The organism is Methylogaea oryzae, from assembly GCF_019669985.1.
Taxonomy (GTDB): domain Bacteria; phylum Pseudomonadota; class Gammaproteobacteria; order Methylococcales; family Methylococcaceae; genus Methylogaea; species Methylogaea oryzae.
The window spans coordinates 1,647,039-1,669,676 of the sequence record NZ_AP019782.1 but is presented as its reverse complement, the minus strand read 5'-3'; the positions used below and the strand labels follow the sequence as shown (position 1 = coordinate 1,669,676).

The 22,638-nt window shown below is 62.3% G+C and carries 17 protein-coding genes; 6 read left to right on the top strand and 11 right to left on the bottom strand.

Annotation, left to right across the window (positions count from 1 at the left end; genetic code table 11):
• Positions 1 to 169: 169 nt before the first annotated feature.
• Both K5607_RS07735 and K5607_RS07730 read left to right on the top strand, forming a co-directional pair.
• Entirely contained in the window at positions 170 to 1,981 is a 1,812-nt protein-coding gene (locus K5607_RS07735) for an ABC transporter ATP-binding protein/permease (RefSeq protein ID WP_246598987.1), read from the top strand.
• 23 nt (positions 1,982 to 2,004) lie between these two features.
• The gene (locus K5607_RS07730) at positions 2,005 to 2,868 is read left to right on the top strand and encodes a GGDEF domain-containing protein (RefSeq protein WP_221048708.1); all 864 of its coding nucleotides are present in this window, start codon (positions 2,005 to 2,007) and stop codon (positions 2,866 to 2,868) included.
• Here K5607_RS07730 and K5607_RS07725 read toward each other — a convergent pair.
• Both K5607_RS07725 and K5607_RS07720 read right to left on the bottom strand, forming a co-directional pair.
• Entirely contained in the window at positions 2,865 to 3,044 is a 180-nt protein-coding gene (locus K5607_RS07725; protein ID WP_221048707.1) for a hypothetical protein, read from the bottom strand. The two genes, K5607_RS07730 and K5607_RS07725, sit on opposite strands and share 4 nt — an antisense overlap.
• A 23-nt stretch (positions 3,045 to 3,067) precedes the next feature.
• Positions 3,068 to 3,778: a rhomboid family intramembrane serine protease gene (locus K5607_RS07720; RefSeq protein ID WP_221048706.1), complete on the bottom strand. Its 711-nt coding sequence runs from the start codon at positions 3,776 to 3,778 to the stop codon at positions 3,068 to 3,070.
• A gap of 132 nt (positions 3,779 to 3,910) precedes the next feature.
• Here K5607_RS07720 and K5607_RS07715 point away from each other — a divergent pair, with 132 nt between their 5' ends.
• Positions 3,911 to 4,354 carry a hypothetical protein gene (locus K5607_RS07715; protein ID WP_054774749.1) on the top strand — a complete coding sequence of 148 codons (444 nt, stop codon included), beginning with the start codon at positions 3,911 to 3,913 and terminating at the stop codon, positions 4,352 to 4,354.
• Here the strand turns inward: K5607_RS07715 and putP are convergent.
• Complete coding sequence (gene putP / locus K5607_RS07710; protein ID WP_221048705.1) at positions 4,351 to 6,414, bottom strand: sodium/proline symporter PutP; 2,064 nt, start codon at positions 6,412 to 6,414, stop codon at positions 4,351 to 4,353. The two genes, K5607_RS07715 and putP, sit on opposite strands and share 4 nt — an antisense overlap.
• A gap of 146 nt (positions 6,415 to 6,560) precedes the next feature.
• Between putP and K5607_RS07705 the strand changes: the two genes are divergently transcribed.
• Positions 6,561 to 9,929, top strand: coding sequence for a GH36-type glycosyl hydrolase domain-containing protein (locus K5607_RS07705; RefSeq protein WP_221048704.1), 3,369 nt, complete (start codon positions 6,561 to 6,563; stop codon positions 9,927 to 9,929).
• 130 nt (positions 9,930 to 10,059) lie between these two features.
• On the opposite strand, the gene K5607_RS07700 is transcribed toward K5607_RS07705, so the two are convergent.
• Positions 10,060 to 10,953: a hypothetical protein gene (locus tag K5607_RS07700; protein WP_054774252.1), complete on the bottom strand. Its 894-nt coding sequence runs from the start codon at positions 10,951 to 10,953 to the stop codon at positions 10,060 to 10,062.
• A 433-nt stretch (positions 10,954 to 11,386) separates the two neighbouring features.
• On the opposite strand from K5607_RS07700, the gene K5607_RS07695 reads away from it, so the two are divergent.
• Positions 11,387 to 11,608 carry a hypothetical protein gene (locus K5607_RS07695; protein WP_221048703.1) on the top strand — a complete coding sequence of 74 codons (222 nt, stop codon included), beginning with the start codon at positions 11,387 to 11,389 and terminating at the stop codon, positions 11,606 to 11,608.
• A 3-nt stretch (positions 11,609 to 11,611) separates the two neighbouring features.
• Here the strand turns inward: K5607_RS07695 and K5607_RS07690 are convergent, their stop codons facing one another.
• The 7 genes from K5607_RS07690 to K5607_RS07660 all read right to left on the bottom strand — a co-directional run bounded on the left by K5607_RS07690 (position 11,612) and on the right by K5607_RS07660 (position 20,340).
• Positions 11,612 to 13,039 (bottom strand): cryptochrome/photolyase family protein, encoded by a 1,428-nt coding sequence (locus K5607_RS07690; RefSeq protein ID WP_221048702.1) that lies wholly within the window; start codon positions 13,037 to 13,039, stop codon positions 11,612 to 11,614.
• 75 nt (positions 13,040 to 13,114) lie between these two features.
• Positions 13,115 to 16,765 (bottom strand): BLUF domain-containing protein, encoded by a 3,651-nt coding sequence (locus K5607_RS07685; RefSeq protein WP_221048701.1) that lies wholly within the window; start codon positions 16,763 to 16,765, stop codon positions 13,115 to 13,117.
• Positions 16,766 to 16,831: 66 nt separating this feature from the next.
• Positions 16,832 to 17,455 (bottom strand): protein-methionine-sulfoxide reductase heme-binding subunit MsrQ, encoded by a 624-nt coding sequence (locus K5607_RS07680; protein WP_054772482.1) that lies wholly within the window; start codon positions 17,453 to 17,455, stop codon positions 16,832 to 16,834.
• Positions 17,455 to 18,411: a protein-methionine-sulfoxide reductase catalytic subunit MsrP gene (msrP, locus tag K5607_RS07675; RefSeq protein ID WP_221048700.1), complete on the bottom strand. Its 957-nt coding sequence runs from the start codon at positions 18,409 to 18,411 to the stop codon at positions 17,455 to 17,457. The genes K5607_RS07680 and msrP overlap by 1 nt, the downstream gene beginning before the upstream one ends.
• 31 nt (positions 18,412 to 18,442) lie before the next feature.
• Positions 18,443 to 19,255, bottom strand: a complete 813-nt coding sequence (locus K5607_RS07670; protein ID WP_246598985.1) for a sterol desaturase family protein — start codon at positions 19,253 to 19,255, stop codon at positions 18,443 to 18,445.
• A 48-nt stretch (positions 19,256 to 19,303) separates the two neighbouring features.
• A complete protein-coding gene (locus K5607_RS07665) occupies positions 19,304 to 19,711 on the bottom strand; it encodes a PAS domain-containing protein (protein WP_343222979.1) in 408 nt (135 codons plus the stop codon).
• A 155-nt stretch (positions 19,712 to 19,866) separates the two neighbouring features.
• Positions 19,867 to 20,340 (bottom strand): SRPBCC family protein, encoded by a 474-nt coding sequence (locus K5607_RS07660; RefSeq protein ID WP_054772479.1) that lies wholly within the window; start codon positions 20,338 to 20,340, stop codon positions 19,867 to 19,869.
• Between the two features lie 390 nt (positions 20,341 to 20,730).
• Between K5607_RS07660 and htpG the strand changes: the two genes are divergently transcribed.
• A complete protein-coding gene (gene htpG, locus K5607_RS07655; RefSeq protein WP_221048699.1) occupies positions 20,731 to 22,635 on the top strand; it encodes a molecular chaperone HtpG in 1,905 nt (634 codons plus the stop codon).
• Positions 22,636 to 22,638 lie beyond the last annotated feature (3 nt).

The window sequence follows — 22,638 nt, the reverse complement described above, 5'->3', positions numbered from 1 at the left end:
ATGGGGTCTTGCTCGACGAACTCGCCGGCAACCCGGCCAAGCGCCCGCCGCCGCGCGGGCGCTTGGCCGGTCGGGGACGGCCGGATATAGCATTAAAAAGGCTGATGCGTACGGCGGCGCAACACCGAATAAAATCGCCGAAAAGAACAAGAATAACGAGAATGCAAGCATGACTTCGCAACCAAACACGCGAGTACTCATCGACCGGCCGACCATGCTGCGGCTGGGCAAAGGGATCAAATCGTTCCTCACCTCCGAAGTCGGCGCCAAAGCCAAAACCCTGGGAGCATTGTTGATCGGACTTATGTTCGCCATCAACAGCTTGAACGTCATCAACAGCTATGTCGGCCGCGACTTCATCACCGCCATAGAAAACAAAAACCTGAAAGGCTTCGTGCTGCAAGCCGGCCTGTATATTCTGGTGTTTGTCGCCTCCACCGTGGTCGCCATCCTATTCCGCTACGTGGAAGAAACCCTCGGCATACTGTGGCGAGAATGGCTCACCAAACGCCTGCTGGAACGCTATCTGGATCGGAGAAATTACTACCGCCTCTACGCCAGCGGCGAAATCGCCAACCCGGACCAGCGCATCACCGACGACGTGAAGGCGTTCACCGTCACCACCCTGTCCTTCACGCTGATGTTTCTTAACGGATCGTTCACCGCCATCGCTTTTTCCGGCGTGTTGTGGTCCATCAGCCCCATGTTGTTCATCGCCGCCGTCTTGTATGCCGGCATAGGCTCCTACGCCAGCTACTACCTGGGACGCTCCCTGGTGGGGCTGAACTACAACCAATTCGACAAGGAAGCCAATTTCCGCACGGAGCTGATCCACGTGCGGGAACACGCCGAATCCATCGCCTTGCTGCATCGCGAAGAGCGCCTCAAAGTCGGCCTGCTGCATCGCCTGGACGAGCTGACGGCCAACTTCCGCACCATCATCAAGGTCAACCGCAATCTCGGGTACTTCACCACCTGGTACAACTACCTCGCGCAGATCGTGCCGGCCTTGATCGTTGCCCCCATGTTCATTTCCGGCAAGGTGGAATTCGGCGTGGTGACCCAGTCGGCCATGGCGTTCACCCACCTCCTCGGCGCCTTCTCGCTGATCGTCACCAACTTCCAATCCATCTCCTCTTTCACCGCGGTCATCGCCCGTCTGGGCTCGCTGGAAGAAGCCATCGACCGGGGCGACAGCTGCCCCATCCCGGCGATCGTGACGTCCGCCTCCACGGCGGCGGCGACCGCCGGGCAATCGGTGATGGTGGGCGGTCTGGAAGTGAGCGAGGAAAGGGATCAGGTGGCGTTCCAAGGCGTATCGCTGCAATCGCCCCACGACGGCCGTCCGCTCGTCACCGACCTCACTTTCTCCGTGCCTTTCGGCACCCGAGTGCTCATTTCCGGCTCCAACGAAGACGCCAAAGTCGCCCTGTTCCGCGCCACGGCCGGCATCTGGAGCGCCGGCAGCGGAAAAATCATACGCCCGCCGTTCGGCGAAATTTATTTCCTGCCGGAAAGGCCCTATCTGCCCCACGTCACCCTGCGAGAATTGCTGGTCAGAACCGGGCACGAGCACGAAATATCCGACGAACGCATCATCGCCGACCTGTGCGCCTTGAATCTGGAAGCGGTGCTGACGCGAGCGGGCGACTTGGACACGCCCCACGAGTGGAACGACATGCTGTCCCTGGGCGAGCAGCAGTTAATCGCTTTCGCCCGCTTGTTCCTGGCGTCGCCCCGATTCGCCTTCCTGGAAAGGATCGGCCACGCGCTTAGCCAGGAGGATGTGGACAAGGTGCTGGAGCTGCTGTCCCGCCGTTCGATCAGCTACCTCACCACCGGCCGGCACGGCAAGCGTGACCGCGACGACCGGCTGGAAAACTACGACGCGGTGCTGGAACTGGACGCGGTGCTGGAGCTGAAAAAAGACGGTTGCTGGCATTTGAGCTCCGTGCAAAACGGCACGTTGGTTCGCTATTAGCGATGGCGCCCCGGATAAGACCGTTGCGCGATAAGGAATTCGCCCTGCTCTGCGCCACGCTGGCCTTGGCGCTGGCCGGCGTGATAGACGACGCCGGCGGCGGCCAGTTGCACGTCGCCTATGTCTATGCCGCCGCGGTGGTCCTGGCCGCATGGCATGCCGGTTCCGTCTGGGGCATCGTTTTGTCCCTGGCGTCCGCAATCAGCGGCACCCTGGCGGGACTGACAGCGGCCCAGGCCAGCGGGCAACTGCCACTGCTGGCCGCCAATCAAGCCCTGGCCTTGGGATTTTTCCTCGGCGTCGTATTCCTCACCGCCAAATGGAAAACCGCGTCGCTGCGCCGCGCCCTGCTGCAACGCACCGACCGGCTCACCGGCTTGATGAGCGAATACGCTTTCAAGGAATACTTCGCCGATGAGATCGGCAAGCTGGGACGCACCAACGGGTCCCTGGTGGTGCTCTGCATCGAATGGGAACCCGAGGATAACGCCGCCGTCGGCCGGCGCGTGGCGGACGACCTGGACTACGGCGTGGCCCGCGCGGTCAGAATGGCTGTGCGCAAAACCGACCGGACGGCCCGCCTGGGGCGCGCGCGATTCGCCGTGCTGTTGTGGGATGTCGCCGCCGAATACGTGGTTCCGACCACGGAAAAAATCTACAAGCAAATCGCGCTTGGCGCCTGCGGCCTATCCAAGCCGCTGAAATTCGCCATCGGCGCGGTTCCCTACGCCCAGCCGGTCGAGACCCATCTGGCCGCCTTGACCGCCGCCACGCAAGCGCTGGAAAACGCTCAGGACCTGGCGCTCGCCGCCCGGCAAAGCGGCGGCCAGGTCCAGCTGGCCTGCGCGCCGGTCGCGGCGCCGCCGGCCGACCGGAAGGCGGCTTAATCGCCGTCCGCCTTGCCCCGGTACACCGCCAAGCCCTCCAGCAACACGCCGGCCAGCAGAACGCCGCCGCCGAACCAGCCGCCCGCTTCCGGCGCCAGAAACAGCAAAGCGCCGCCCAACGCCACCAAGCCGATGGACGCCTTGCGGCGATGGGGATGCTTCAACAATCTTTGCATGAACGCCCTCCTGCCTTTCTCAATCAAGCCTCGTCCGGACGGCGCAGCAAGCCCACCAACACCAGGCCCGCCAAAAAGCCGCCGATGTGCGCCCAAAACGCCACCCCGCCGCCCGCACCCGCCAGGGCCGGGATTCCACCGGCCAATTGCAGAAAAAACCAATATCCCAGCATGGCGATGGCCGGCAGTTCCAACTGGGTGAAATAAAAGCCGATGGGCACCAGGGTCACCACCCGCACCTGGGGATACAGCCGCGCATAAGCGCCCAGCACGCCGCCGATGGCGCCGGAAGCCCCCACCATGGGGATCAAGGCGTTGGAATCGGCCATGAGCTGGGTCACCGCCGCCGCCAAGCCGCACAGCAGATAGAAGACGATGAAACGCACGGGGCCCATGGCGTCTTCCACGTTGTCGCCGAAAATGTAGAGGAACCACATGTTGGTGATGATGTGGAACCAGCCGCCGTGCATGAACATATGGCTCAGCAAGGTGGGCAAAGGATGGGAGTTTTCCAGGGTGCAGGCCAGGTTTTCCGTCACCGGAATGGCGGCGTCCAACGGCGCCGTGCCGAACAGGTCCGCGGGAATCAGCCCGTAGCGGCAGAGGGACTCGGCCATGGGCGCGTCCATGCCCATGCCTTGGATGAACACCCACGCCAGCGCATTGAGCCCTATCACTCCCCAGGTGGCGACGGGAGTATGGATGGTCGGATTCAGATCGCGCAGGGGCAGCATGGCTTCACCTTGGGACTTGCGGTTTCGACGCCTTCCATCCTAGCACCGCGACAGGCAAAAGGCTCGCCGGAAATGGGGCCATAACTGGTATAGTTAATGCCTGATCAACTACACAAGCAGAGGAGGTCGACCATGGAAAACGAAGGCATGTCCCAAGTCACCAAGGTCTTATTGTTGTTCGGCGCCGTCATGGTGGTGGGCTTCGTCATCGTAGGATCATCCCGAGAAACCCCGGAAGAAAAGATGCAAGCCGCTTCCCAACAAGCGTCCATGATGAGCAAACTGGCCCTGGACAAGTGCAGCAACGCCATATACGCGCACGCCAAGGAACGGGTATACACCCCCGCGGCCACGTCCAGCGACAACATGAATTACGCCAATTTCACCTGGCGCTCCAGCGGCGCGGTGAAAGATGCCGAATGCCATTACGAAACCGGCAACGGCATCACCTTACTGAAGGTGAACGGCGAAACGGTGAACATCCACGCCATCGCCCAAACCGACTCCAGTTCCACCAGCCGCCCGGCTTCGGCGGCGGGCGGGCACGGATCCGCTGCTGCCGGCGGCGGACATTAATCCAAAGGCACATCGCTGATGGGAAAACGCTCCCAGCCTTCATAGTCGAAATGCCACCACTCGGTGGGCAAACCGGTGAAGCCGTGGCGCGCCATCACCTGCTCCAGCAGGGCGCGGTTGCGTAACGCCTCCTCCGGCAAATCCATGAAGTCGCGGTGGGCCTTTTCGGAAAACTCGTCGAACGCCGAGGGCATGGCCAACTCCCTGCCCTCGGCATCCACCAGCGTCAAATCTACCGCCGCGCCCCGATTGTGCCGCGAGCCCTTGGCCGGATCGGCCACGTAGCGCTCATCCGGCAGCACCTCCCACAGCAGCTTTTGCACCGACCAGGGCCGGTAGCCGTCGAACACTTTCAAAGCCAGGCCCATGCCGGCCAATTCCTTTTGCACTTCCGCCAAGCGCTCCGCCACCGGCCGGCGCAGCAGGCAGCGGGCCGCGGGATACAATCGCCGGCCGGCGAAGTTGTTGTCCGTGGCATAACGAATGTCCAGGCGCACGTCGGGAATCGCCGAGCTCAGATCCACCAGCGGCTCCTCCGCGTGGGGCGTTTGCCAGGCCAAACCGGCCGACAACCCCAACAACCCGCGCCCGCCAATGCGGCGCAGCGTTTTCCAAGCCTTGCGAACGCCCGCCCCCCAACGGCTGACCACAGCCACCGCCAGCGCGGAAAAAACAAAACCGGGCAACAGCTCGTACACATCGAACCAGCCGCCGTGCCAGCGCCCCCACAGCAGCACCGTCGCGCCGCCCACCGCCATGCCGGCCAGGGCGCCGTCGCGCGTCATGCCCCGCCAATACAACGACAGCAGCAAGGGCGGCCCGAACGCCGCGCCGAAACCGGCCCAGGCATGGCCCACCAGGGCCAGCACCGTGTTATGCGGGTCCAGTGCCACGCCGTAGGCCGCCACCGAGACGCCCACCAGCGAGCAGCGCCCCACCCACAGCAACTCCCTGTCCCGGCAGTCCGGCCGCAACCAGTCCTTGTACAAATCCTGGGCCACGGCGGAAGACGCCACCAGCAGCTTGGAAGCGGTTGATCCCAGCACCGCCGCCAATATGCCCGCCAGGCACAGCGCCGCCACGCCGGGCGAAAACAACTGCACGGCCATGTGGATGAACACCTCCTCCGTTTCCACGCCTTGCAGGGGCCGCCGCAGCACGCCGATACCTGTGTAGCCCACCAGCACCGCCGCGGCCAGCACCGTCACCAGCCACGTCATGGCCACACGCGTCGCCAGGGGAATTTCCTCGGCGCGGCGGATGGCCATGAAACGCGACAGGATCTGCGGCTGGCCGGGATACCCCAATCCCCAAGCCAGCAGCGAAGCGATGCCGATCCAGCCCAGCGATTCGCCGTCGGGCTGGAGCCAGGGCGACAACAACGCCGGATTGAAAGCGTCCAGGGTGTCGCGGATACCGCCGGGGCCGCCGTTCAAATAAACGCCCGCCGCCGCCGTCAGCAACAACACCAGGAACATCAGGCTGCCGTTGAGCAGGTCGGCCCAGGTGGCGGCCAAAAAACCGCCGCCGACGCTGTACAACACCACCGCGCCGGCCCCCAGCGCCAACGCCAGCGGATAATCCCAGCCGAACAGCGTTTGCAGCAAACGCCCGGCGGCGACGAAGCCGGAGCCGGCGTAAAAGGAGAGGAACAACAAGATGAAAAACGCCGCCGGCGTGCGCAAAATCCGGCTGCGGTCGTCGAAACGATGGGCGAAATAGTCCGGCAAGGTCAGGGCGTCGCCCAAGCGCTCCGTCTCCCGCCGCAAGGGAACCGCCACCAGCCGCCAGTTGCCGTAAGTGCCGATCAGCAACCCCAGAGTCAGCCACACCGACTGGAATCCGGCCGCATACGCCAGCCCCGGCAACCCCATCAGCAGCCAGCCGCTCATGTCCGCCGCTTCGGCGCTGAACGCCGTCAGCCATGGCCCGAGGGAGCGCCCGCCCAGGATGAAGTCCGATAGGCTGGCGGTGCGCCGGCCGGCGACGACGCCGATCAGCAGCACAGCGATCAAGTAAACGGCGAAAGTCAGGGCAACGAGGCCGGTATGCTCGGGCAAGGTTCAACTCCCATGGAATACGCCCCGGCATTGTAATGGCTGAATGCGGCGCTTGCCCGCGTCCCGTCGACGCATCGGCATTTCCCAGTTCCGCAAACGCCCGGCCTCGGCTACCCTTAACGCAAATTTCCACAAGAGTCCCGCCGATGAACCAGCAACCGCCCACCTCCGTTCCACCGTCCGTTCTGGGCGACGACCGCTACCGCGTGCACATTTCGGCCAGCGGCACCGGTTGGTCCGGCCAAGGCCCCCACGCACTGACCCGCGACAGCGCCGATCCGGTCCTCGACGCGCTGGGCTTTTTCGTCTACCTGCGCGACCTGGACGCCGGCCTCACCTGGTCGCCGACGCCGGCGCCCCTGGGACAAAGCGCGGAAGCCCGCGGCCACGCCGCCGACGACGACACGGTGGCGTTCCGACAGCGCCAAGCGGGACTGGAAACGCTGCTGGAGGTTTCCCTGTGCCCGAACGAAACGGCGGAATTGCGCCGGCTGAGACTGTCGAACGCCTCCGACCAGCCGCGCCGCATCGCCGTCACCGGCTACCTGGAACCGGTGCTGGCCCCCACGCCGGCCGACGCCGCCCACCCGGCCTTCGCCAAGCTGTTCCTGCAAACCGCATTCGACGCGGAGCGGCAAGTGCTGCTCGCCAGCCGCCGCCCGCGCGGCCACAACGAGGTATTTCCCTGGCTGGTGCACGGCCTCGTCGGCGCGGGAGCGCTGCAATACGAAACCGACCGTCGCCGTTTTATCGGCCGTAGCCGCGACCTGACCGCGCCGCAGGCGGTGGAGATGGAAAACCTGCCCGGCACCGTCGGCAATGTGCTGGACCCGGTGTTGAGCCTGCGCCGCGTCGTCACCCTGGCGCCGGGAGAATCCCTGGAGCTGGCCTTCTACCTGGGCGTCGCGCCCGACAAAGCCCAAGCCATGGCGCTGGCCGACCGTATCGCCGCCCAAATACAGCAACAGCCTTGGCAACCGGCTATTCCGGCTTGGAATGCAGCGCCTGCCCCCGCCGAGCCACCGCGCGCCCGCCCCCATACGGAAGCCGCCGCCACCGACCCGGCCTTGCTCGCCACCCTGCACCACTGGAACGGCTACGGCGGCTTCACCCGCGACGGCCGCGAATACGTCATTCCCCTGGCGCCGGACGGCAACGGCCGCCTGCAAGGCCCGCCCCTGCCCTGGACCAACGCGGTCGCCAATCCCACCACCGGTTTTCTGGCCAGCGAAACCGGCGCCGGCTACACCTGGAGCCGCAACAGCCGGCAGCACCGCTTGACGCCCTGGTCCAACGACCCGGTGCTGGACCCCCACGGCGAAGCCTTCTACATCCGCGACGAGGACGACGGCAACTACTGGTCGCCGCTGCCCGGCCCGGTGCCGGGCGGCGCCTACGAGGCCCGCCACGGCCACGGTTATAGCCACTATCACCACATCAGCCACGGCCTGGAACAGCAAGCTTGGCAATTCGTGCCCTGCGAGGATCCGGTCAAAATCACCCGCATCAAAATCGCCAACCGCAGCGGCCGCGTCCGCCGCCTGTCGCTGTTCGCCTACCAGCAAGTGGTGCTGGGCGTGCTGCCGCAAGAAACCCGCGACAACATCGTCAGCGAATGGCACGAGAATCCGGGCGTGTTGCTGGCGCAAAACCTCCAAGGCCACGAATTCGCCGGCGGAGTCGCCTTCGCCAGCTATGCCGGCCGAGCCGACAAGCTGCACCACAGCGCCGACCGAGCGGCGTTTATCGGCGCCGGCGGAAACCTGGCCATGCCGGCCGCCCTAACCCGGCACAGCCGGCTGGACGGCCGCGCCGGCCCCGGCCTGTCGCCCTGTTTCGCCCTGCAAGCCGAAGTGGAGCTGCAACCCAACGAAACCCTGGATTGCGCTTTCGTGCTGGGCGAAGCCCTGGGCCACGAGCAAACCCTGGCGCTAGCCAAGCGCTACCACTGGCCGCTCCAAGCCGAGGAGGCCCTGCAGCACGCCCAGGATTTCTGGCGCCGCACCCTGTCCGGCGTGCAAATCGAAACGCCCGTGCCGGCGCTGGATCTCATGGTCAACGGCTGGCTGCCCTACCAGAACCTGAGCTGCCGCATCTGGGGACGCTCGGCGTTCTACCAGTCCGGCGGCGCCTACGGCTACCGCGACCAGCTGCAGGACACCGCCGCCATGATCTACTTGCGGCCGGACATCACCCGAGCCCAGATCGTGCTGCACGCCGGCCACCAGTTCCTCGAAGGCGACGTGCTGCACTGGTGGCATCAAGCCCCCCTCGAGGTGGGCCTGCGCACCCGCTTCGCCGACGACCTGCTGTGGCTGCCCTACATCGCGGCGTTCTACGTCAAGGCCACCGGCGACTGGAGCGTGTTGGACGAACGCGCGGCATACCTCGAAGCGCGACAACTGGAGGCGGGCGAAGACGAGGCCTACCTGAAGCCGGAAAGCTCCGGCCAGTGGGGCGACGTATACGAGCATTGCTGCCGCGCCCTGGACCGTTCCCTCACCCTGGGCGCCCACGGCCTGCCCCTGTTCGGCACCGGCGACTGGAACGACGGCATGAGCCGCGTCGGCCGCGAAGGCAAGGGCGAAAGCGTGTGGATGGGCTTTTTCCTGCACAACGTGCTGGGCGAATTCCTCGCGGTGTGCGAGCATCGCGGCGATAAGGCGCGCGCCGCGCGTTACGAAGCGCACCGGACCAAGCTCGCGAACGCCCTCAACGACGCCGGCTGGGACGGGGAATGGTACCGCCGCGCCTATTACGACGACGGCGCCGTCATGGGCTCCAAGGACAGCGACGAATGCCGCATCGACGCCCTGGCGCAAGCATGGGCCGTCATTTCCGGCACCGCGTCCAAGGAACGCGCCAAACAGGCCATGGACGCCCTGGAAGAGCACCTCATCTCCGACCAGGACAAGCTCATCCGCCTGCTGACTCCGCCGTTCGAAAACACGCCCCACGATCCCGGCTACATCAAGGGCTACGTCAAAGGCGTGCGGGAAAACGGCGGCCAATACACCCACGCCGCCTGCTGGGTGGCCCGCGCCATGGCCGAAGCCGGCCGCCACGAACGCGCCGCCGAACTGCTGGAGATGCTCAGCCCCATGAGCCACGCCGCCACGCCGGAAGACGTCGCCGTCTACCAAGTGGAGCCTTACGTCATCGCCGCCGACGTGTACGGCGCCGATCCCCACGTCGGCCGGGGCGGCTGGACTTGGTACACCGGTTCCGCCGGCTGGTATTACCGGGTGGTGCTGGAATCCCTGCTGGGTTTCGAACTGGCGGGCGGAGAACATATCCGCCTCAAGCCGCGCATTCCCAAATCCTGGCCCGGCTTCCGCCTGGACTACCGCCTACCGGACAGCGACACCGTCTACCGCATCCGCGTGGAAAACGCCGGCGGCACGGCCAGCGCCGCCACACTGGACGGCAAACCGGTAACGGTCAGCGACGGCGCGGCGCATATTCCGCTGAGCCGCGACGGGGCCGAACACCAGGTCGAGATAAAACTGGGTTAGAGGCAGCCCGGATAAAGCGCAGCGAAATCCGGGCTACAAACGCACCGCCCTGTTTGCCGGGAGGAAACGGTCGCGCTATATCGCCGCGACCGCCCGGCGGACGGTCGGGAAAGGCTTGGCCGCTATCCAGCTACTCTATTTTGCCGGCCATTTTCTCCACCAGACTCTTGAACGCCTCCTGATCCTGCGCCGACAGAGACGCCAGCCCTCTCGCGATGCGAGGCCCCCACGGCCCCGCCGGGCCGCGAGGCCCCCAAGGTCCTTCGCCTTCCACCCCGCGTTTGCCCCAAAACTCGGCCCAGAAATCGAACGTACGGTCGTTCACCGTCGTCCCCAGGGAAGGCGACGGGCTATGGCCGTAGAACGCGAGGGCCAGCGCGGTTCTTTTCGCCGCCAAGGTAATCGTCTCGCTTGGCGGCGCGGAGATGACCGGCGTACCCCAAATCTTTTGCCAACGCTTGAAGCGCTTCGGCAACGTGCCTGGCACTTGATTGGGCGTGGGTTCGGGATAGAGCAAATGGTCCTTCGGCACCACCGTTACCCCGGAATCGGCGGTGTAGGCCCAGTGCGAGTTCGGCCCCGGCCAGGCATTGGCCGGCGTTACCGCAGAAACCGGCGTCTCTTTGCGGAATGCGTTCAGATCGATATCGAACGTGCGCGCGCGCAAGCCAGGTTTGCCGTTGCCGTCGCCCGGCGTGGCATACCATGCGGTGGCATAGATGACGGAAGCGGCAGGATGCAACGGAATGTTCAGCAGGCGGGCGGGGTCCGAATTCGGATAACCCGGCAGCGCGTCGACGCCGTCGGTAGCGTTCCAAAAAGCGAATTCGTAGTTCTTACCATTAAGCGGGATGGTCTTGAGCGCCTGCAAGTTCTTTACCGGATCGCTAACGCTTCCGAGATCGGCCAAGGTGATTTCATTAGGATCGTCGGCGCTGTTCTCGACACTCCAGACATCGGTATTGTCGTCTTCGTCCGGAGCACCCCAGGAAATACTCCTGAAATCGATATAAACGGTACCCATAATTTAATTCCATTAAAAAATACGGCGTATTTCGGTTTGGTGCTTCCCGCGCGGCCGTACCGGCGCATTGCCGTGGACGCAGCGGGCTCGGCCCAATCATAGGCACATCCAGCCCATTTCTTTGTAAGACAGAGATTAAAATACTGTCATCCCGGGATTAAATTTGCGTAGGAAATACGCATTACCGCCGCTGGCGTTGCCTTCCCTTGACGGCATCGAACGCCGAAAAGGCCGCTGCGTGCGATGCGCAGGTTGAAACGAGGATACGCGGCCCAACATCATACCGCCGAGCCGATGGCCGCCAAGGCGTCAACCCCCGCAGGGAGATCTGCCGCAAGCCTAAACCCGCTGCGCCGCAACGGGATCGGCGCGTCGCCAAGGGAACCTAGCGGGATGCCCGGCTGTCCCACTGAAAAATACAGCCGGGACGACCATGAACAAATCGAAATTCCTTTTGGCCGCGGTGGCCTGCCTCCTCTTGGCCGGCTGCCAGCAACCGGACGGGGCCTATGCCGCGGTACACCAAATCGTGCCCGATCCGGTGATCCTGCACCTGGGCGGAGCCCTCTACCTGGCGAAAGACCGGGAAAACAACCTGTTCCTGATTGAAGCCGACGACTTCGGCGAAGCGACCATCATCAGCCGGATTTATTGAGGATTAGCGCCGCTTGATGGCGTCGAAAGCAAGCAACGCCCGCCGGCGGCTATCGGCCAAGTCGACGATGGGCAGCGGATAGGTCTCTCCCAACCGCACGCCGGCCTGCGCCAAGACGTTTGCCGGCGCCTGCCAGGGCTGGTGAATCCAGCGCGCCGGCATGCGCGCCAGCGCCGGCACCCACTGCCGCACATAATCCCCCTGGGGATCGAATTTCTCCCCCTGCAACACCGGATTGAACACGCGAAAATAAGGCGCGGCATCCGCCCCGCAGCCGGCCACCCACTGCCAACCCAAGCCGTTGTTCGCCAAGTCGGCGTCCACCAGGGTGTCCCAGAACCAGCGCGCGCCTTCCTGCCAGGGCAGGAGCAGGTTTTTCGCCAACAGCGAAGCGGCGATCATGCGCACGCGGTTATGCATCCAACCGGTCCGCCACAGTTGCCGCATGCCGGCATCCACCAGGGGAAAGCCGGTCAGCCCGCGCTGCCAGGCCCGCAATCCCTCGGCGTCGCTCTCCCACGCCATATCGGCGAAGCGCTGGTCCAAGGGCTCGGTGACGGTGCGGGGGAAGTGATACAGCAGGTAGTGCGCGAATTCGCGCCAGCCTAATTCGTCGAGGAATTTATCCAGGCCCGCCGTCGCGCCCGCCCGGTCGCCCTCGTCCAGCAAGGCGTGCACAATCTGTCGCGGACCGATCTCGCCGAAATGCAAATGGGGTGAAAGCCTCGACGTGACGGGCTGTGCCGGCATGTCGCGCCCAACGGCGTAATGCGCAAGGGCGGTGTCGATGAAGCACCGCAAGGCGGCGATGGCGCCCTGCTCGCCCGGCGTCCAGCAATCGTAGAACTCCCGATCCCAGGCGATGCGCGGCAACAGCGCTAAAGCCGCCAGGGGTTCCGAGTCCAGCTCCGCCACCGCCGGCAAGGCCGACGGCGCGGCCGGGCCGGCGGCGGGCCAGCCCAGCGCCCGCGCCGCCTTCCAATAAGGCGTAAACACCTGATAAGGCCTGCCGGCGCGCTGAATCTCCCACGGCTCGCGCAGCAAGGCGCTGTTGCCGCTCCGCACGGTAAAGCCGGCGGCGCGCAAAGCGGTCTTGACGACGCTGTCGCGGGCGATGGCGGCCGGCTCGTAGCGACGGTTCCAATACACCGACGTGGCGCCGCACTCGGCCGCCAGTTTTTGCAAGACGGACAGGGCCGGCCCGCGCCGCAGGATCAACCGGCTGCCCAGGCCGCGCAAGCGGCCGTCCAAGGCCGCCAAGCTATGATGCAGCCACCAGCGGCTGGCGCCGCCTGGAGGCCAGTCCGCCTCTTCCTCGGGGGCATGGATATAAAGCGGGACGATTCGCTCCGCGCTCGCCAAGGCGAGTTCCAAGGCGGGGTTATCCGCCAGCCGAAAATCTCGGCGAAACCAAATGATGGCCGTGTGCATTAACGGAACCTATTAGCAATAAACGCCGGCTTTCGCCGCACCGATTGGCCTATGCCGGCAAACCGGACAAACCGGTTAATTCATTATATGAGGCTGTAAATCTTCGATCAGGGTATCGGGGATCGTATAGGCATCCCGCGGACGGGGGGCTCCCTTCCGATTTGCCGCCGGTAAACGCTCGAGTCGCCAAGTCCCTTGCACCCGTTTCCGCACGGCGTTGCTCGCGACCAAAGGCTTGGCGGCGGCTTGAGCCAACGCTTCCATACGCATGGCGCTTTTGACCGCGGCACCGGCAATCGTATAGTCCATTTTCAGCGACGAACCGATATTGCCCTCGATCACCGGCCCTATGTCGATACCAAAAGCGCCGTCAATCCGCTGAAAACGGGGATCATCCCGGCGCCTCAACTGCTGCAATCCCCGCAAGGCGTCGAGACAAGCGGCAATGGCCGCATCTCCCCCGGATTGGGAAAAGTGGGCGATGAAGCCATCGCCCAAGTATTTGGCCACCTGCCCCCCGTGCTCGACGATACAGGTGGAGCAAACCTCGAGATAGCTGTTGACGACTTCGGCCAAGCTTTGGGCCGGATATTGTTCCTGCAGTTGCTCCAGCCCCGTCATGGTTCCGACGACCACCGTTTTCTCCGTCGATTGGGCCGGAATACGCAGCGGATTTATGCCGTCGGTCAACAGCTTCAATACGGCGGGTTGCGTATAACAACCGATGATGTGATGGGATTGCGCAATGTTTTGCAGCATCATGCGTATCGCCTGCATCAGGATACCGCTTTCCTCGGTGAGGCAAATCGTTTTCATGCCCCAGTCGGTAAACAAGCGTTCCTCCAATCCGTATTCCACGCTGAGCACTGTCAAATCCCGATGGCGCGGATCGTTGCGTATTTTTTCCAGCAAGTCGTCCAGCGCATCCGCCTTTCCTTCCAATATTTGGAAAAAATATTCGTGGACGGAAATCAAAATACCGGTCAAACCGACTTTTTGATTATTCATGCTCGACTGTCTACCCAGCTCGATAATGTCCGTTTCGGAGAAAGGCGCATGCATGGTGCTGACGTACACAACGCGCTTGATGCCGCCCTCGCTGTCGGCGTCCGAGAGTTCGGAACGGTCATGGGCAAGCCGCTGCATGGCCTTGGTCATGAGCCCCGTTCCCTTGGTGAGCGCTCTGAAGTCGCTCTGGGAGAGCACGGTGAGTTCGCAGGGCGAGATACAGCGCACCGTTTCCGCTCTTCGGCTCAGATGCGCCATGGCGATTTCGCCGAAATAGTCTCCCACGCCCAGCTCGCCGACTTTTTGCCCGTCCTTGATGACTTCCAGGCGGCCTGACTCGACCACATAGGCCAGTTCGGCTTCTTCGCCCTGGTGGAAGATTTCCTCCCCTTTCTCGAAACGCACCCGTTGCAAACGGGCGGTCGGCGACGACGCGAGCACCGCGATGTCGCTGCGGAAAGGAATCACCAGCGCCCAGTCGATCATGATGCGCAGATTTTTTTCCAGGCCGGGCACGACCCACAGGTTGTCCAGTCTGGACACCAGCCAGGCGGCCACGCCGCTGAAGGTCGCAACGCCGATGCGGCACAGAGAGTAAAAGCCGATGCCGTAGGGCCGGATCAATCGCTCGCGGGCGCGGAAAGGGCGCGGACTGAAGCCTTGCGACACCGCCCAAGCGTTGTAGCCGACCGCGGCCCCGATGGCTTGCCACTGAGCCGCCGACGGGTAAGGCTGTCCTTCCCCCGTATGATTGGGGGCCGCCACCCAGAGATGGGGATGGCTTTCCAGAGCCAGTGTTTCGTCCAGGGCCAAGGGCCAGGTCAAGCTTTCGGCGTTTTGGAAGCGTACCGTGGGCGGGCTGAAACTGGCGTTGATCACCATGGCGCAGCTTCGGCACCCGCCGTCGGCCAGCGTGATTTCCTGCGGCGTGACGCTGGCGACCCGCTCGCCCGGATGCAAAGTAACGCCCGCCTTCGCCAGGCAGCGATCGCGCAACGGCATGATGTCGTTCTCGAAGTCGCTATAGCGATAATCGGCGTCCTCGTAGAGATGCACCGCCCAACCGTTGCGTGTCAGCGTCGGGTAAGAAGGCTCCGCCGCGCGCAACATCTGGCAAACTTCCGCGGCGATGCCGGACGCCAGTTCTCCCGAGCCGATGATGGCGATATCCAGCACGTGGCCGGCCTCCTTGGCCGCCGCGCAAAAGTCCGCCTCCTCCACCAGATCCAGCAAGCGCTTCCTGATATTCAACGCATCGCCCACCGAATCCAGCGGAATCCCATGGGACACGATGCCGGTCACGGCCGTCACATTCGGCTTGCTCGTTTGCGCCAAAACCAGTTGGTCGAACGGCAAGCGGATGCGCTCTCCGCTGGGTCGTCGCGCGATAACCTGCCGGTTGGACTCGTCGATGCACTCCAAGCGCCCGACCACCACCTGGGTTTGCGCAACGATACGCCGGATGGGGTTGATCACATTGTTGGGCTGCACGCTTCCGCCGATCACTTCGGGCAATAACGGCGTCAGCAGGAAATTGGAATTATCGTGCAGCAAGGTGACGCGGACATTGCTATAGGCGCCGGCCAAGCGCTCGACTTTTAAAGCCGCATGCAGCGCCGCGAATCCGCCGCCGACGATCAGAATTTGCGCCTCTTGGTCCCGCGGCCTGGGCATGCGCCAATGGCCGGCGGAATTGATCAGGCACGAGAGCATGACGCCGTAAAACAGAATGTGCGACGTCAAGGTTTCCGGCAACAGCAAGGCGAAAGACACGAAGGCGAACAACAGGAAAAGCGACAACGGCCGCAGCAGGATTCCGGCGATCAGCAAAACGCCGGCGGACACTTCCACCAAGGCCATCAAAAGCGAAAAGGCTTCCGGCGCGGCGGAGAGGATCGGCACGTGATAAGTGGTGATGATGGCCAGGGCCAAGTTGGGCTGCAGGATCTTATAGGCGATCCCGAGGTACACCATGGTGATGCCGGTCAAGATCCGCATGATCGCCTGCGCGCGCGCTCGCGGTTGCGCCGCCAGCCAGGCCTGCGCCCCTTGCAGGAAGGCCGGCGTCGGGAGCGGCGGATAATGCCTGCCGGGCCCCTGCAGCAGCAGGTAAATGGATGCCCCGAACAAGGCGCCGCCGTAGGCGAGGAAATCCACGCCGAACAGTCCGCCCGCCGACAGGCCGAGCAGCATCAGCGCCACGGCGCATAAGCGCACATAAACGCCGAAAAGGATGGCCAGCCCCAGCAGCAATTCGGCCCACGGCAGCCAACCCCAACGCGCGCCGAGTTCGCCGACTTGCAAATCGGGGGCGATGAGCGTCGGCGAAGTGAACGGCGCCACACCGATGCGAGGCTCCATCCCCAAGGCGGAGGAAATCAACATCCACGCGAGGCAGACGCGCAGGATACGCGGCACATGCTCGCCGTATGAAGCGAGCCGGGCTTGCAGGTCGGGAAACAGCTCCCGGGCGCCGGTGTAGCCGAGGCGGATCCAGCCCACGATGAACACCAGGAACAGCAACACCATCGACACATTGAGGAACGAGAGTTCCGAATACAGCGACGGCTTGGGCAAGGCGTTCCACCGGGCGATCTGGTCCGGGGTCAAAATCCAGCGTTCGTGGGCGGAACATGCGCCGGCGAAGAACAGCGCCGCGGCAGCGGCGAACAGCGCGGGAGAGAGGCTCGGCGCGGCCTTGATCGCTTTCATACCCATGCCGGAATCCCCCCTCGAAAATCCAGACGACTGCCTTACCGGTAAAACCCCTTCACTTTCGGTGCGTTAGGACTTCTCCGACGAGGCGGACGAAAACGCCGCGGCGACGCTCTTCCGCTTCGCTTTAGGCAGCAAACGGAACCCCAACAGCAGCAGCAGGGCCGCCAGATAGAACAAGGGCTCCGCCATGTCTCCCTTGAATTGCCACAAATAATGGAAACTGGCCGCCAGCGCGCAGGGATAAATCAGCCGATGCAATTTTTTCCATGACTTCCCCAAACGGATTTTCGCCTTTTTTGGCGAAGTCACCGCCAACATCAACAGGATCAAATACGCCGCCACCCCGAGCCAGATGTACCGGCTTTCCCATATGTCCATTGCGATCAAGCGCCAGTCGCCGGCATGGTCCACCACGAGGTAGCCTAGGACGTGCAGCGTGGCATAAAAAAAAGCCATCAAGCCGAACATTTGCCGATAGCGGGCCATACCGCCGACTCCCGTCAGCATTTGCAGCGGCGTCACCGCCAAGGTGACGAGGAGAAAGCGCAAGGACAGGTCGCCGAGACGGATATGGAGGCCTTGGATGGGATTGGCGCCCAATCTTTCGCCGGCGATATCGGCCACCAGCCAGATCGCCGGTATGAAACAGGCGGCCAGCACCAGCCAGAATCGGTCGAAAGACCCCATCATCAGAAAAACAGCCTCAGGTTCATGTCGCTGTATAGCGACGCCACTTGGTCGCCGTAGCCGTTGAACGGTTGCGTGGCGCGGCGAGGCGTGAAGAAGCCGCTCCCCAAGCTGCGCTCGCTGCTTTGGCTCCAACGGGGATGAGGCACGGCGGGATTCACATTGGCGTAAAACCCGTATTCCTGAGGGGCGTACTGACGCCAGGAAGTAAGCGGCATGTCGCTCACCAGTTCGATTTTGGTGATCCCCTTGATGCTCTTGAACCCGTATTTCCACGGAACGACCAGGCGCAACGGCGCGCCGTTTTGCTTAGGCAACGCTTCGCCGTACATCCCGGTGGCCAGTATGGTCAAAGGATGGACCGCTTCGTCGATGCGCAGCCCCTCCACGTAAGGCCATTGCAGCATCGCCCCCTTCCGCTGATTGGGCATCACGTCCGGAGCGAAAAGCGCCGTGAATTTAACGAACTTTGCGCTCGACAAAGGCTTGGCGGCCTTGATCAAGGCCGCCAAGGGAAAGCCGATCCACGGCACCACCATCGACCAGGCTTCCACGCAGCGGAAACGGTAAACGTATTCGCGCAGGTCCTGTGCGCGAAGAAGGTCTTCCAGCCCAAATACCCCCGGTCTTTCCACTTCGCCGGCGATTTCGACGGACCAAGGTTGCGTACTCAGCGATTGCGCGAGCTTCGCCACCTCGCCTTTGTCGAAAGAGAACTCGTAATAATTGTTGTAGGTTTCCACCAGGCCCTTGGGGGTCGCCACCAAATCGGGCTGCCGGGGCACGGCCGATCCGGCGGGCGGCGGCGACGCATCCGTGGCGTTGGCGACGGCGGAAACCGCAGCGGACTGCGCCACAGCCGATGCCAATACCAGCTTGAGAATTTTCCGCCGCTCGCGAAACGTCTTTTCGTCGGTAATCTCACCGGCGCTTATATCCCGCCCAGTTTTAATAATCATTACCTGACACCAATAGCAATAGCCGCGCCTGTTATTTCTTACCCTTAGGTATCCAACTCAACAATCGGCGGATCTTGTTTTCCGTGATGAACGCCAGGGAAAACAGCTGCACGAAATTGTTCGCTTCGATCAAATCCAATCCGATGTTTTCCGGAACCACGTCTTGTTGCGTCCCGAATAGCTTGTCCCAAGCCGATAGCACGATGCCGTAGTTACTGTCGTGCTCCTTGCGCAACGTCGAATGGTGGGCGCGATGCAGCGACGGCGTAATAATCACTTTCGATATCATCTCCTCGTTGGGAACCTTAATATTGACATGGTGGAAAAACACGAAAAACAGCTCGATGATTTCGATGCACAATATCAGGTAGGCGCTGGCCCCGACGATGACGACAAACAGGCATTTGTAGACGATCTCCAGCAGCAAGTCGATGACGTGAAAGCGAAAGCCGGTGGAAACATTAAGCGTTTTATCGCTGTGATGAACCTTGTGGAAGCGCCAGAGGAACTCGTACTTATGGCCCGCCACATGCCACACGTATATGGCGAAATCGAACAAGACAAAAGTGATGAGCCACTTCAGCGGACCTTCGTCCAGCCCGCTCAACAGGCCGTGGGACGAAAATTCCTGCGCGACGAAGAATAGCGACGAGGCCCTCAACACGGTGAGTATCAGGTTGTTCACCAGGAACGCGGTGGTATTGGTTACGACCGATTCCTTATACACATGGGTTGGAAACACCCGGTAAGGCCGAAATTTCTCCAACACCAACAGCGCCGCGAAAGCAATCAACGCCAAGCCGAACAATTGCTCGCTAAACAACAGCCCGCTATCGTTGCTCATGCCTCGATCCTCCATTGCTTGTCGTCGCAAAACGTCCGGTCAGCCGAATCATGACGCCGCGCCCAGCAAATCCGTCAGCTTCTGGATTTCGTCGTTGGCCTGAACCTGGCTGGTGATGTCGTATTGCACGCCGAGATAATAGATCACCCGCTTTTTTCGGTCGAACAGGGGAACGATTTTCAAACGGTTTAAAAACAACGATCCGTCTTTTTTATAATTGCGCAGCGTCACTTCGACGGCTTCATGTTTTTCCATGGCCTCGCGGATCTGGTAGCGTCCGGGCTGCTCCCGGTCGGCGCCCTGCAAAAACCGGCAATTGTGGCCGATGATTTCCTCTTGAGAATAGCCGGTAAGCCGCTCAAACGCCTTGTTCGCGTAGACAATCGGCGCATCTTCGATATCCGGGTCGGCCAGCGTCACGCCATTCACACATTCGTCCAAAATGGCGGCAAGCACTTGCGGTATCAATCCACTGTCTTTTTCTACAACGAATGCCATGTTATATCCTCGACATTTTTGGGTAATTCAGAGCACGATCATGGCAGCATCGATAATAAGCCAAGGGGAAAACCGACGCGCACGCGCCGCTCGTTCTCCCCCCTACCCGACGACTAACCGTTCAATAACGTTTTGATGTTTTCCGCGGTGGTTTCGGCGCCATCCTCGATCGCGGTTCGTATCAGCTTCTCGAAAGGACGCATGAAAACCTCCAGCTCCAGCAATTCGAATCGGAACGTCAATTGCGTCGCCTTGTCGCCGTCGCCGTTCATGAACACGTACGATTGCTTGTAAGGTTCCTCCACGCCCTGCAACGCCAGCCTTTCGCAAGGCTGGTATTCGGTGATCTCGAAAACCGATTCGACGGTAGCGCCGTTGTCGTGGCGAACTTGCTTGGCTTTGGCTCCCACAAACACTTGCTGTCCGTCCAGCGGCGTGAACTGCAGCACCTCTACCGCCCATTTCGGATAATTCTCGAAAAAGTTCTCGCCGATATAGCGAAATACCTGCGACAACGCCCGGTTGATATGGACGCTGGCTTCTCCGGCAACGGGTTTTTTCGAATCAAATGGCAGTTTGAGTTGCATAGCGCCTCGCGCCTGTCGCTTGGTTTAATCACTCAACGCCCTGCGCACCGGCATGGGCGGCTCACAAAGCGGTTCCCTCAACGAAACTCCAGAGGCGTATGGCTGTGCCGACGCAGAGCGGACGGGGCATGTCGCAGCGTCCTCGTCATGAGAATGGCTGAAATAATGCGTTTAAGGGCAGTCTAGTACACGGCCGTACAAAAACGTGCATGCAAAATTCTTATGGAACTTTCATCGGCGCCGCCCCAATTCGCCCATGTCGCATGACTCCTCCGGCCTTGAAAAATCCCCCGGGCGACCCAACGTCTAGCGGACAGGCGCACCGCACGTCCGAACGGCATAAGCGCCACGAATTCCACCCTTTCGATCGACCAAGGAGATAGCTCCCCCATGACCACCGAAGCCAATAAAGTCACCCACGGATTCCAAGCGGAAGTGAAGCAGCTGCTGCACTTGATGATCCACTCCCTCTACAGCAACAAGGAAATCGTGTTGCGCGAGCTGATTTCCAACGCTTCCGACGCCGCCGACAAACTGCGCTTCGCCGCCCTCTCCAACGACGGGCTGTACGAAGGCGACGCCGAGCTGAAAGTGCGCATCGAATTCGACAAGAACGCCCGCACCCTCAGCATCATCGACAACGGCATCGGCATGACCCGGGAGGAAGTGCAGGACAACATCGGCACCATCGCCAAGTCCGGCACCAAGGAGTTCTTCAGCAAGCTCAGCGGCGACGAAGCGAAAGACAGCCAACTCATCGGCCAGTTCGGGGTGGGCTTTTATTCCGCCTTCATCATCGCCGACAAAGTCACCCTCTACACCCGCAAAGCCGGCGCGCCCGCCGACCAGGGCGTGGTGTGGGAGTCCAACGGCGAAGGCGAATACACCCTGGAATCGGCCGAACTGCCCAAGCACGGCACCAAAGTCGTGCTGCATTTGCGTGAAGGCGAGAACGAATTCCTCGACGGCTGGAAAATCCGCTCCATCGTGCGCAAATACTCCGACCACATCGCCCTGCCCATCGTCATGGACAAGGAATCCCACGCCGAAGAAGGCGAGGAGAAAGAGGTGGGCGAGGAGGCCGTCAACCAGGCCTCGGCCCTGTGGACGCGCAACCGCGACGACATCACGCCCGAGCAATACGAAGAGTTTTACAAGCACGTCTCCCACGACTTCCAAGCCCCGCTGGCCCACGTCCACAGCCGGGTGGAAGGCACCAACGAATACACCCTGCTGCTCTATATGCCGGCCCGCGCCCCCTTCGACCTGTGGGAACGCGAATCCAAGCACGGCGTGAAGCTCTACGTGCGCAAGGTGTTCATCATGGAGGACGCGGAAAAGCTCATGCCGCGCTACCTGCGCTTCGTGCGCGGCGTCATCGACTCCGACTCCCTGCCGCTTAACGTCTCGCGCGAAATCCTCCAGGAGAACAAGCAGCTGTCCACCATCCGCGGCGGCGCGGTGAAAAAGGTATTGGGCTTGCTGGAGGACATGGCCAAGAACGAGCCGGAAAAATACACCACTTTCTGGAAGGAATTCGGCCAGGCCTTCAAGGAAGGCCCCATCGAGGACTTCAAGAATAAGGACCGCATCGCCAAGTTGCTGCGCTTCTCCTCCACCCACACCGATTCGGAAACCCAGGACATCACCCTGGACGACTACATCGCCCGCATGAAGGAAGGCCAGGAGAAGATTTACTACGTCACCGCCGAAAGCTTCGCCGCCGCCAAGCACAGCCCGCACCTGGAAGTGTTCCGCAAGAAAGGCATCGAAGTGCTGCTGCTGTCCGACCGCATCGACGAATGGTTGGTGAGCCACCTGACGGAATACGAAGGCAAGCACCTGGAGTCCGTGGCGCGCGGTGACCTGGACCTGGGCAAGCTGGAAGACGAGGCGGAAAAAGCCGAGCAGGAGCAGGTGGAGAAAGACTTTTCCGAGGTGGTGGAAAAGATCAAGAAAGCACTGGAAGGCCGCGTCAGCGAAGTGCGCGTCACCCACCGCCTGACCGAGTCGCCGGCCTGCCTGGTGAGCGATTCCTACGGCATGAGCCGCACCATGGAGCGCATCCTCAAGTCAGCCGGCCAATCCGGCATGGGCATCGGCAGCAAGCCCATCTTCGAGGTCAACCCCAGCCACGCCTTGCTGGCCAAGCTGAAAGGCGAAACCGACGAAACCCGCTTCGGCGACCTGACCCAGGTGCTGTTCGACCAAGCCGTGCTGGCCGAAGGCGGCCAGCTGGAAGACCCGGCAGCCTTCGTGCGGCGTTTGAACGGACTGCTGCAGCACGTGGCCTAACCC